Origin of the sequence: Pricia sp., from assembly GCF_041745955.1 — a bacterium.
GTDB lineage: Bacteria > Bacteroidota > Bacteroidia > Flavobacteriales > Flavobacteriaceae > Pricia.
On the sequence record NZ_JBGTHY010000026.1, the window covers coordinates 1 to 12,474 of the forward strand.

Genomic DNA, 12,474 nt, shown 5'->3' on the forward strand with positions numbered 1-12,474 from the left:
AATCGGGATCCGACCCCACCGGCCATTAAAACGGCATAGTAGTTATTTTTCATTTTCTTTGTTATTCTCTACGGCCGCAGTTTATGTCGACCACCAGTTATCCATAGGAACTCCATGCTTGGCGTTCCCACAGTTTATCAATTTATCAATTCCACCTCGGCATTCGGTTGAAAGAGGTACAACCTGCCCGTGGCTACCTCTACACATTCATACCGCTTTACCCGTCTATGGCCCTTCTTGAAAATTTTTCCGTTGTAAATACGGAATACACTACCGGTGGGGACTTCAAAAATATAGGTGTTATCGGTTTCCCCATGATCGAAAGCCTTCAAAGCTATGGATAATTTAGCATCGGTACTGCTGCTTGCCTTCGGATTCCGAAAATGATTGGCCAATAGCGGCAATAGCTGTGAAGGGAATATTTCTGGACGGATAAAAGGGAGCATCATATACTGAAAGGTCCGCTTCCACTCTTGTCCGTGCGGCTTGATACGTCTACCGAATTTTTCAAAAGCGACCAAATGGGCGATCTCATGCACCAAGGTAATCAGAAAACGGTATTTGTTCAAACTCGCGTTCACGGTAATCCTGTGGGCGCCACTCGGCATACGCCGATAGTCACCATGGCGGGTCACTCTCTCGTTGACAATTTTTAGATGGACGTTGTTCTGCTTGATAAGCGCCCAACAAGGGGCTACCGCTGTTTCAGGAAGATATTTTTGTAGGGTTTTGTCCATTGCCACAAAATTAGGATTTTATGTGGTTTGGTAATAATGAAGAGGGTATATTTCTGAAACTTAAGGCGTACTACTGGAAACCTGCAACAATTTCCCATTATAAAATCGCGGTCCGGTCAAGGCGAACCCCATAATATATTCCGCCATTTCAGAGGCCGAGGTCGGGGCTTCATAACCGGGAAAGGCTTCTTCGAGCATTTCGGTCTGTACGGCACCTAGGGCCAAAACGTTGAAGGAAGGTCCGGTTTCCTTAAATTCCTCTGCCCAGAGTTCCGTCAGGGTAATGACCGCCGCTTTGCTCGAACTATAGGCGGAAAGTCCCGGGAATTTCATACTGCCCTGCACCCCGCCCATGGAGCTTATGGTAAGCACATGCCCGCCTTTGGACATTTTAGGCAGTATCGTTTTCGTAATTTCAGCCACTCCGAATACGTTTACCTTAAATACATCCTCAAACTCATCGGCGGAAGTCTCCAAAAAGGGTTTGTTCAGCAGTTTTCCAGCGTTGTTAATCAGGATGTCAACGGATTTCCAGTTGTCATCTACGAAATCCTCCATTCGCTTTAAATCCTCCCGTCTTGAAATATCGAATGGAAAGTATGAAATATGTTTTTGATTCAGCCCTGAAATCGGACTATCGTTTCGGGAAAGCGCCAAAACCTTGTGCCCTTTGTCCGCAAAAAGTTGTACCAGTTCGAAGCCGATGCCCCTACTGGTGCCCGTAATGATAACGTTAGCCATTAGTTGTACTTGATTTCTTTTGAAGATGCGTTGGCAATGCCCTCAATTACGGGAATGCTTTTGTTGACTATGTTCGCCATATGGCCATAGTCCATTTCCGAAGTTTCGTCACCTACCTTATGGTAATACTCGAAATTGGTAAAGTCGAAGGTACTGAACGTCTGGGAAGGCACGTTGAAAGCTTCGTGAAACGAATAATTATCCGACCTTTTGAACAAATTGAATTCCTTGGCCTTGGGCAAATAACCAGCGTACGTTCCATCGGAATAGCTGTTGGCAACCTCCGCCAAGTTAGACATCTCATAACCCGTGAGATACATTAGATACTCCTTGCCTACCAAGGGCACCCCGTCCATTTCATAATTCAAGACCGTGTAAAGGTTCAAGTTCTGTTCTTTCAGTTTTTCTGCCAGATGCTTAGATCCTATGAGCCCCTTTTCCTCGGCACTGAACAGAGCGAATATAAGGCTCCGTTTGTTAGATTTCGAGTTGCCAAAATATCGTGCCAGCTCCAATACGGTGGTAGTACCGGAGGCGTTATCGTTGGCGCCATTGGCAATTTCATCGCCGTTTTCGGCTTCGACCAGGCCCAAATGATCATAGTGGGCCCCAATGATGATATATTCCTTTTTTAGTTTTGGATCGTTACCTTCAACGACGCCTACGACATTAAAGGCAGGTTTTTCATAGTCGGAAATCATATCGCGATAGCCCTCAAAATAAGGTTTCACACCATTTTTGACAAAAATCCCTTCGATAAAATCCGCAGCTTTTTCGATACCCTCGCTACCAGTATCCCGGCCTTGTAGTTCATCGGAAGCCAAAAAATCCATAATGGCACCGACTTTTTTAGGGTTTGTAAACTGGATCGTTTTGGCACCGTTGCTCCATTGGGACTCTTTGGCACCGTTGCGAAACGGGTTCTTTTTGGAATTGACAATAGAATCGATACCCTCTATATCGCTCGGCTTTTTATAGAGTTTTATAGGTTTGTAGCTATCGTCCACTGGCTCTTTCCTATTCAAAATGACAGATTCATCTATTTGAGACGACCCGCAACCATAAGCGATGGCCGACAAAAGCAGTAGTGTAAGGATTCTATTTTTCATATTCTGATTATTTTAGTATTTGGAGTTTGTTGTACTCCAATTTGCAACAAAGTACTCATAAAAAAAGGCATCCCAAAATAATAGGGGATGCCTTTTTGATTTTTCAATCCTTCTTATCATCGGGCAAGAATATTAACAAGTTTTGACATAGGGCCATAAAACGCAAGACTTAAGACCTATTTTTTATGTATTTCATGAAAAAAAACAAAGCGCCCCACTTCCTGTTCCTCCCGGTAAATCCGCCAATCATAGGTCGATCTTGGGCGTTAGGCCAGCATTGTCACCGGATTCTCCAAATAGGTCCTTAAAGTCAATAAAAATTGGGACCCCGTCGCGCCATCGACCGTGCGGTGGTCGCAGGCCAACGTAACCTTCATGGTGTTACCCACGACAATTTCACCGTTTTTGACAACGGGCTTTTCTACGATTGCCCCAACGGATAGGATGGCGGAATTGGGCGGATAGATTATCGAGGTGAATTCCGATATCCCGAACATTCCTAAATTAGATACTGTGAAAGTGCTTCCTTCCATCTCGGCAGGAGTCAACTTTTTGTTTCTTGCTTTGCCCGCAAGTTCTTTTACGGAGCCGCCTATTTGGGTCAGACCCATCTGATCGGCGAATCTCAGCACGGGAACTACTAGTCCATCGGGTACGGCAACCGCAACCCCGATGTGAATGTGATGGTGGTATAACATGGCATCATCGCTCCAAGACGTATTGACCTGAGGATGCTTTCTCAGTGCCATTGCACATGCCTTGACCACCATATCGTTGAAGGATACTTTGGTTTCGGGCATGTCATTGATCTGTTTCCGTGAGGTCATGGCATTGTCCATATCTACCTCAATGGTCAAATAGTAATGGGGAGCGGTGAATTTCGATTTGCTCAAGGTTTTAGCAATGGCCTTGCGCATCTGGGAATTTTTCACCTCTTCGGAACTTTCTTCGCCTACCGGTAAGTTCATTGGAGCAACCGCTTTGGCCGAACCTGATTCTTGTGCCGTAGCCTTTGCCTGTTCTTGCGGCTGCGATGTTGCTGCGGGCTTGAAATTCTCTATATCCTTTTTGACGATTCTTCCGTTATCGCCGGATCCTGAGACGTTCGCCAGATCGATACCTTTGTCCTCCGCCATTTTTTTGGCCAGGGGAGATACAAATATGCGCTGACCATCGCTAACGGATTTTGAAGCGGAATCCGATTTTTCGGTGGATGCCTCCGAATCCTCTTTTGATGCTTCGGAAGTTGAGGCTTCCGCTTTTGATTCATCCTTTTTATCCCCTGAAGAACTTTCTTTTTTACCGCTAGATGGTTTTGCGTTCAATACGGCATCGACATCGGTACCTTCCGGGCCGATTACCGCCAGTACGGCATCAACGGGAGAAGATTCCCCATCCTGGATTCCGATATATAATAAGGTACCGGAATAAAAGGATTCAAATTCCATCGTGGCCTTGTCCGTTTCGATTTCGGCCAGAATATCTCCCTCGGCTACCTTGTCGCCGACCTTTTTCAACCAAGAGGCGACCGTACCTTCTTCCATGGTATCACTGAGCCGTGGCATCTTGACCACCTCTACCCCTTCCGGTATTTGGGCTGTACCGCTATCCGAATCGCCATCCTCGGAACCGGAATCATCAGTATCCTTTCCTTCGGATGCTTTACGCTCCTTTTCCTTTGAATCGGTTTCTTCTTTTTCATCCCCATCCTCTGAAGAATCATCCGAAGATGCCTTTTTCTTATCATCGGAACTGTCTTCACTACCGTTCAACAGTCCTGAAATATCCTCTCCCTCTTCCCCTATAATGGCCAAAAGGGAATCTACAGGCGCACCATCGCCTTCATCGATACCGATGTGCAGTAAGGTACCCTCATAAAAGGATTCGAATTCCATAGTAGCCTTGTCCGTTTCGATTTCCGCTAGAATATCGCCCTCGGCTACTTTGTCACCGACCTTTTTCAGCCATTTGGCCACGGTACCCTCTTCCATGGTATCGCTCAAACGGGGCATGTTTATCACTTCTGCCATCTAACTTATAATTTATGTTTAACAAACGGAAAATCTTCTTGCTCGTAGACCATGTCGTATAACTGCCTTACAGGTGGGTAGTCGGATTCGTCGGCAAATTTCTCACACTCCGCAACTAAATCCTTCACTCTTTTATCTATAGCTTTTATCTCGTCTTCGGTCGCATATTCGTTCTCCATGATCACATCGAGTACTTGAGTGATGGGATCTATTTTTTGATATTCCTTCACCTCGTCCTTCGTGCGATAATGCTGTGCATCGGACATGGAATGCCCTCGGTAGCGATACGTTTTCATTTCAAGGAAAGTAGGACCACCGCCACTTCGCGCGCGATCGATCGCCTTGCTTACTTCTTGTGCCACGGTAACGGCATCCATTCCGTCTACGGGGCCACAGGGCATTTCATAGCCAAGGCCCAGTTTCCAAATTTCGGTGGAGTGCGAGGTTCGTGCAACGGATGTACCCATAGCGTAGCCATTGTTCTCACAAATGAATACCACCGGCAGCTGCCAGAGCATGGCCAGATTCAGGGCCTCGTGAAAGGAACCTTGGCGTACCGCGCCATCGCCCATGTAGCAAAGGGTCACATTGTCCCTACCCGCATATTTATCGCCAAAGGCCATACCTGCACCTAGGGGAATCTGCCCCCCTACGATACCGTGCCCTCCGTGAAACCGGTGTTCCTTGGAAAAGATATGCATAGATCCGCCCATACCTTTCGAGGTACCGGTGACCTTGCCATAAAGTTCGGCCATCACCCTTTTAGGATCCACGCCCATGCCTATCGGCTGTACGTGGTTTCTGTAGGCCGTGATCATACGGTCTTTGGTAAGGTCCATCGCATGCAGCGAACCGGCCAAAACAGCTTCCTGTCCATTATATAAATGTAGAAATCCCCTAACTTTTTGTTGGATGTATACTTGGGCCAGTTTATCTTCGAACTTCCGCCAGAAGTACATATCCTCGTACCATTTCAGATAGGTTTCCTTGGTAATTTTTTCCATTGAAATCGTTTCATAAAATTTTTAATCCCTTGAACACATTTACGGAGCTATCGAAATGGGGCAAGAAGAACAAAAATACATATTAAATCATTAGTTGGAAAAAAAGATGTGAGATATGGGTGTGAGATTTGGGAGCGGGGATGGATGCGGGGTGTTGGGTGCCTTATACCCGATACTCAGAAATTAAAAAACCAAATGCCCCAATAAAAAATCCCTCATAAAAAAGAACTATCAAACCCCAAAGGCAGTATATCCGCGATCGAATTGCACTGAATTACTTTACCGGTCTCGCCCATCAAGATCAGTTTGATCGGTTTTTTCTGTTTGGTCTCATACTCCAACATAGATTGCCGGCAATTGCCACATGGTGCGGCGGGGGAATCGACCACATGATTTTTTGAGGTGGCCGTTATGGCGACGGCTTTAATCTGTACTCCCGGATATAGGGCTCCCGCCTGAAAGACCGCCACTCGCTCGGCACAGAGTCCCGATGGGTATGAAGCGTTTTCTTGATTGCTGCCGATGACGACTTCACCGTTTTCCATGAGCACTGCCGCACCGACCTGAAAGTTGGAGTAGGGTGCGTAGGCGTTCTTTCGCGCCCCAACGGCTTTTGCAATCAAGTCCTGATCTTCTTTCAAAAGTTCTGCCAATCCGTCAAAAATGGTCAGTTCAAAACTTAGTTTTTGTTTTTGCATGGATGAATTAGTGAAAAATAACAAAACCCGCACAAGGCAGGTTTGCTACTGTAAATATATAACGTATCCTCTTAATCATTAATAAACTCCTCGCCCAAATTAAAGGTCAACGAGAAACGCAATGAATTTTCTATCGGATTGGTAATTTTCGAGGTAGAGAAAAGATAAGACAAGTCGATTTGAGCGGACTTGTACCTGAATCCCGCGCCGAGGGTAAAGAATTTTCGGAATCCCTTTACATCGCTTTCGTTAAAATATCCCGTACGGAACATAAAGGCTTCTTGGTACACGTATTCGGCACCTAGGGCCCAAGTCATTTCCTGAAGCTCTTCGCTAAATCCGTCTGGAGCATCGCCGAACGATTTAAAGACTCCGCTTAAAAAGCCGATATCTTGGTATTCATCGTTATCGGTGGCATCAAGCAGACCATCACCATTAAAATCTTGGGGCGTTGGCACCAACAATTTATTGAACTCCGCCGTGAGACCCAATACATTATCCTGATCTAAAATAAAATCGAATCCGGCACCGAACTTTAAGTTGGCCGGTATGAAATTGTCCTGTCCGTTTTCGTCGTAGGCAATCTTGCCGCCGAGGTTGGAGATATTGAAACCCGCCCTCCATCGACCGTCAAACCGGTTATAGCCAATTTCCTGTGAGCGGTAATACCCAGCGACATCAACGGCGAACGTACTGCCCGGCTTTGTATCAATGCTAGTCTCGTTCGGAAATTTCAGGTTAGAACGGATATAACGCCCTGCTACCGCCATGGAAAAAGTGGGACTCAATTTCAATGAATACGAGCCGTCGAGCGCCAATTCGTTGGGTTTCGCTATCGTTGGCATCTCATCAAAAGTCTGTCTTAACTCAATCTCGCCCAAAGTGAAATAGCGCAAACTGACCGCAAAGGCACTTTGATCGTCGATCTTGTTATAATAATTGGCGTTCAAAAGACCGATATCCGAAACTACGCTGCTCAAATAGGGCGTATAGCCAAGGGATATTCCCATTTTACGCTCGGCAAAGGCAAATTTTGCAGGGTTCCATTGTTGCGAATAGGCATCGGTAGAAGTAGCTACGCCCACGTCTCCCATACCGGCGGCACGTGCGTCAGCGGTGATATTCAAAAATGGGACGGCCGTAGTGATGACGCGATCGCGCGCTTCGATCGGATTTTCTTGGGCAGCTAGTTGGCATACCCCGAAAAACAAAAGCAGTACTGATAATTTTTTCATTCTTAAACAGGTCTAGATTTAATCGGTCAAATATGGGTAAACGCATCTAATTTTTAAAATAAAATAGATGTACTACATGCAAAACGGGGTTTTTGGCAATATCTTATATAACATGCACACTATTTTTGGTATTCTTATCCCGTTTCTCGGAAAGTATTAGGCAACAGTACGAAGAATACTCGTAATTTCGCCTCAATAAATATTGTTGCAAAGCGTGGCACACGCTGAAAGCTTGTTCAAAAAGAAACAATCAAGGCCATACTAAAATCCTATTTATCCCGTTATTCCATTGAAGAACTGCCCTGCATTTTCAATAGTTGCATCGGCATCCTTCGGATAAAATATTTTTTGTCGGATAAAATATTATGTAGGTTTCATCGTTTTATATGCCGAAAGTGATTTTAAAATTAATCAATATATATATATATTCCGACCACTTATAATATACTAGTATACGTAGTAGAACCATTTGAACTCAAGTCCTAATTATGAAAAAACAGTTTATCAAAGTTATACTTTCCTGTGCCGTAGTTGCAGGAGGTTTTACGGTTACCAGCTGTAAAAATTCCGGCAGCAAAGATGTATCGAGAGCTACAGGTTGGAAAATCAATTCCAAGGAAGGCGGTTTTCAATACAATACGGATTTCAAGGAACAGGAGACCGCTCCTGGTCTTGTATTTATCGAGGGAGGTACATTCACTAAAGGTAAGGTGCAAGATGATGTGATGCACGATTGGAACAATACGCCGACCTCCCAGCACGTACAGTCTTTTTATATGGACGAAACAGAGGTCACTAATGTGATGTATCTGGAATATCTCGATTATCTGAAAAGTGTTTATCCTCCTGAAAATCCGATGTACACCAATATTTATAAAGGTGCATTGCCCGATACTTTGGTATGGAGAAACCGATTGGGTTTCAACGAGACGATGACCAACAACTATCTGCGACACCCAGCGTATGCGGAATATCCTGTAGTTGGAGTCAACTGGTTACAGGCCACGCAATTTGCCGAATGGCGTACCGACCGTGTCAACGAGATAATGTTGGAAAGGGAAGGCTATTTGGCCAAAGACGCCAAATATCAAGCCGCTACCGGTGAGGTTGCCGGTACTTTCAGCACCGAAGCCTATTTGAACAGGCCCGAATCGGTTTACAATGGTCAGATCGATTCCCTTCAAGGAAGCAAGAAAAAAGACAGTATCAATACCTATGCAAGTAGAAGCAGCGGTGTGATCATGCCCGAATACCGATTGCCTACCGAAACGGAGTGGGAATATGCCGCACAGGCCAATCAAGGTACCCGGGAGTACAACAATTATAGGGGGAGAAAAAAATATCCCTGGGATGGCGAGTACACCCGTAACGGCCAACGTGTCGGAAGAGGTGACCAACTGGCCAACTTCAAGCAAGGCAAAGGAGATTACGGCGGAATTGCCGGATGGTCGGACGATGGTGCCGATATCACCGCTGAGGTAATGTCTTACAAGCCGAACGACCTTGGCCTGTACGATATGGCCGGTAACGTAGCCGAGTGGGTAGCCGATGTCTACCGACCTATAGTTGACGACGAAGTAAGTGATTTCAACTACTACCGCGGTAATATCTATATGAAGACGGCCATTGGCGAGGACGGTAAAGTGACCATACTTCGTGATTCCGTCATGTACGATACCCTTCCGAATGGTAAGATTGTTGCCGTGAACCTGCCCGGCGAGATTAAAATGGTGCCCGTTGGCGAAGAAGAGACCTTTTTACGAACGAACTTCTCCTCTAGCGATAACAGAGGCTATAGAGACGGTGATCCAAGCTCTTCACGATTCTTTGATCAGTTCGCCGATGAGGAAGAGACTGAGGACAGTGATAAAATGTACAATTCGCCCAAAAACAAAATCGAGGTCGATTCAGCGGGCAACCTCGTCAGACAGTACGATGAATCGAACAACAGATCCACTTTGATCAATGACGAGGTAAGGGTTTACAAAGGGGGTTCATGGAAAGATAGGGCCTACTGGCTCGATCCCGCACAACGACGCTACATGCCCCAATATATGGCTACCGATTATATAGGATTCCGATGTGCCATGTCAAGGGTAGGATCAAAATCCCAAACAAAGAACAAGACCCCTCGCGGCAAGAAAGCAAGATAATACAATTCACATAATTTATACTAGCCCCGACCTGACGTTGGGGCTTTTTTTTATCTTAGTCGTATGGAAATAGAGAAACTGCATCAACGCTTTTTAGCGCATCAACGAGTTTGTACCGACACCCGTAAAATCACCGAAGATTGTATCTTTTTTGCACTAAAGGGCGATAATTTTAATGGAAACACCTATGCCGCAGAGGCTCTGCGTAAGGGGGCCGCATATGCAGTGATCGATGAAGGCGAATATGCGATTTCCGACAGCTATATCTTGGTGAAAGATGCACTCAAGGCCTTGCAGCAATTGGCGACTTTCCATAGAAACTTTAATACCGCCAAGGTCATCGCCCTGACCGGAAGCAATGGCAAGACCACCACCAAAGAGTTGATCAATGCCGTGCTTTCAAGGAGGTACCGTACGATTGCGACCGTCGGCAACCTCAATAACCATATCGGGGTCCCGCTTACTTTGCTTTCCATTACAAACGGCACTGAAATAGCAATTGTCGAAATGGGCGCCAACCACCAAAAGGAAATCGAATCTTTGTGCAACATCGCCCGGCCCGATTTCGGCTATATCACCAATTTCGGAAAGGCGCATCTCGAAGGTTTTGGTGGTGAAGAAGGGGTAATCAAGGGCAAGAGTGAGTTGTACGACTATCTGGAAGCAAACGGGAAGTCGATTTTCATGAACGCGGATGACCCTATACAATTTGAGAAACTGGCCGGCCACATCAAAAAGTTCGGATTCAGTTCGGATAAAAAGGAATTCTATCGGATTTCCTTCGTCAGTGCCAATCCCTTTGTCAAAATCGATGTGGAAGACCGTATTATTACTTCCCAATTGATAGGAAGTTACAATTTCACCAATTGTGCCGCCGCCATTGTGATGGGCAAATATTTTACTATCCCTTTGGAGGATATTAAAAATGCCATCGAAAGCTATGTGCCCAAAAACAACCGTTCCCAACTTCTGGAAAAAAACGGACATTCTATTATATTGGATGCCTACAACGCCAATCCCACCAGTATGGGGGCTGCCCTTGAAAATTTCAGGATGATGGATGGCAAGAGCAAAATCGCCTTTTTAGGGGATATGTTCGAGCTTGGCCAAACCGCGGCCATCGAACATCAAGCCATTGCAGACCTCGCCGCTACAATGCATTTTCAGGATGTGTTTTTAATTGGGAAGAATTTCCATCGAACGGATAGTGACCTAAAAAAGTTCGATACGTTCGAAGCGTTCTCGGAACATCTGTCAAAAAATCCTGTTGAGGAAAGTTCCACCATTCTTATAAAAGGCTCAAGGGGGATGGCGTTGGAGCGGATACTGGAATTGCTATAAAACTTTCTAGTGGGACATACTGGATTCGAACCAGTGACCTCTGCCCTGTCAAGGCAGCGCTCTAAACCAACTGAGCTAATGACCCTAAAATCGTTCACCAAAGATAAAGCTAATTTTGAATTCCGAAAACTTAAATTAAAATACTGTATTTTTAATCCTGTAAAACGAAACGAAAGCCATGAAAACAAACAACAAACGAAGGGATTTTATCAAGAAATCGACTTTGGCTACCGGTGCAGGAATGATTGCGCCGTCCTTTACCTTTGGAATAACACCTTCAAATAACGCAATGAGAAAGACCGTAGGCCATGGTAATTTCAAGTACACAGTCGATAAGGAATGGGGCGTACAAGACCCCGCTAAAACTCCGGTCAACGACTGTCATGAAATGGTGCTCGACAGCAAGGGCCGTATCTTAATGACCACGACCGGGGCAGATAACAACAATATCATCATTTATGATAAATCCGGAAAAGTGTTGGATTCCTGGGGCAAAAAATTCCCCGGCGCACATGGATTGTCCATTATGGGCGAGGGAAGCGACCAGTTTTTGTTCATCACGGACCCCGAAACCCATCAAGTACATAAAACCACGTTGGACGGTAAGATTCTAATGACCCTTGGGCGGCCAAAAGAGGTTGACGGCTACACCAGCGACGACCAGTTCAAGCCCACCGAGACCGCCATTATGCCCAACGGGGATTTCTACGTCGCCGATGGTTATGGCCAGAATTATATCATTCAATATGATGCCAAAGGCAACTACATCCGACATTTCGGGGGCAATGGCGAAAGCGACGAAAAATTCAATTGCTGCCATGGTATCACTTTGGATGTAAGGGATGCCAAAAATCCGACCCTTTTAATCACCTCACGCGCCAGTCAAGAATTCAAAAGGTTCACTTTGGATGGTCAACATTTGGAAACCATCTCCCTACCCGGATGCTCCATTTGCCGCCCGGTCATCCACGACGGTCACATCTATTTTGCCGTAATCGTCACCAAGACATGGGATAGCTACGACGGCATGCTCGCCGTTCTGGATGCGGATAACAAAATTATTTCCCTGCCGGGAGGAAGCGCCCCGGATTATAGCAGCGGCAAACTATCCGAACCCCAATATGACGGAAAGACCTTCCGCAACCCGCACGATGTGCTGGTCGATGACGATGGCAATCTGTATGTGCCGCAATGGGCTTCGGAGAAGACGTATCCTATTAAGTTGACGAGGGTGTGAGGGAATTAAAAAAGCCATCCTTTATGGATGGCTTTAAGTGGGCAATGAGGGATTCGAACCTTGTTCTACTATCCCAGACATAGCGCTACTTCTGCTAATATTCACTCTTCGTGTTGACGATTTGTGAACTTCTTACGATATAATTATTCAGTAAATGCTTTCGCTTATGGATAAAGATAAATGATTTTA

10 protein-coding genes and 1 tRNA gene are annotated in these 12,474 nt (G+C 45.6%); 3 read left to right on the forward strand and 8 right to left on the reverse strand.

Translation table 11 applies throughout. The features are described 5' to 3' along the window. Positions 1 to 137 precede the first annotated feature (137 nt). The 7 genes from ACEW8S_RS00895 to porV all read right to left on the reverse strand — a co-directional run bounded on the left by ACEW8S_RS00895 (position 138) and on the right by porV (position 7,554). On the reverse strand, positions 138 to 737 hold the full coding sequence (locus ACEW8S_RS00895) for a SprT-like domain-containing protein (RefSeq protein ID WP_373516311.1): 600 nt from the start codon (positions 735 to 737) through the stop codon (positions 138 to 140). 60 nt (positions 738 to 797) lie between these two features. Beyond that, positions 798 to 1,478, reverse strand: a complete 681-nt coding sequence (locus ACEW8S_RS00900; RefSeq protein ID WP_373516312.1) for an SDR family NAD(P)-dependent oxidoreductase — start codon at positions 1,476 to 1,478, stop codon at positions 798 to 800. Then, a complete protein-coding gene (locus tag ACEW8S_RS00905) occupies positions 1,478 to 2,587 on the reverse strand; it encodes a M28 family peptidase (RefSeq protein ID WP_373516313.1) in 1,110 nt (369 codons plus the stop codon). The genes ACEW8S_RS00900 and ACEW8S_RS00905 overlap by 1 nt, the downstream gene beginning before the upstream one ends. A 266-nt stretch (positions 2,588 to 2,853) precedes the next feature. After that, positions 2,854 to 4,617: a pyruvate dehydrogenase complex dihydrolipoamide acetyltransferase gene (locus tag ACEW8S_RS00910; protein ID WP_373516314.1), complete on the reverse strand. Its 1,764-nt coding sequence runs from the start codon at positions 4,615 to 4,617 to the stop codon at positions 2,854 to 2,856. A 5-nt stretch (positions 4,618 to 4,622) separates the two neighbouring features. Continuing rightward, complete coding sequence (gene pdhA / locus ACEW8S_RS00915; RefSeq protein WP_373516315.1) at positions 4,623 to 5,621, reverse strand: pyruvate dehydrogenase (acetyl-transferring) E1 component subunit alpha; 999 nt, start codon at positions 5,619 to 5,621, stop codon at positions 4,623 to 4,625. Positions 5,622 to 5,836: 215 nt separating this feature from the next. Beyond that, on the reverse strand, positions 5,837 to 6,319 hold the full coding sequence (cdd, locus tag ACEW8S_RS00920) for a cytidine deaminase (RefSeq protein WP_373516316.1): 483 nt from the start codon (positions 6,317 to 6,319) through the stop codon (positions 5,837 to 5,839). Positions 6,320 to 6,390: 71 nt separating this feature from the next. Continuing rightward, positions 6,391 to 7,554: a type IX secretion system outer membrane channel protein PorV gene (gene porV, locus ACEW8S_RS00925; protein ID WP_373516317.1), complete on the reverse strand. Its 1,164-nt coding sequence runs from the start codon at positions 7,552 to 7,554 to the stop codon at positions 6,391 to 6,393. Positions 7,555 to 8,042: 488 nt separating this feature from the next. On the opposite strand from porV, the gene gldJ reads away from it, so the two are divergent. Beyond that, positions 8,043 to 9,707, forward strand: coding sequence for a gliding motility lipoprotein GldJ (gene gldJ / locus ACEW8S_RS00930; RefSeq protein ID WP_373516318.1), 1,665 nt, complete (start codon positions 8,043 to 8,045; stop codon positions 9,705 to 9,707). A 63-nt stretch (positions 9,708 to 9,770) separates the two neighbouring features. Continuing rightward, positions 9,771 to 11,048 (forward strand): UDP-N-acetylmuramoyl-tripeptide--D-alanyl-D-alanine ligase, encoded by a 1,278-nt coding sequence (gene murF, locus ACEW8S_RS00935; protein WP_373516319.1) that lies wholly within the window; start codon positions 9,771 to 9,773, stop codon positions 11,046 to 11,048. Between the two features lie 10 nt (positions 11,049 to 11,058). Here the strand turns inward: murF and ACEW8S_RS00940 are convergent. Next, positions 11,059 to 11,133 (reverse strand) — tRNA-Val (locus ACEW8S_RS00940). A gap of 93 nt (positions 11,134 to 11,226) precedes the next feature. Here ACEW8S_RS00940 and ACEW8S_RS00945 point away from each other — a divergent pair. Then, complete coding sequence (locus ACEW8S_RS00945; protein ID WP_373516320.1) at positions 11,227 to 12,285, forward strand: 6-bladed beta-propeller; 1,059 nt, start codon at positions 11,227 to 11,229, stop codon at positions 12,283 to 12,285. Positions 12,286 to 12,474 lie beyond the last annotated feature (189 nt).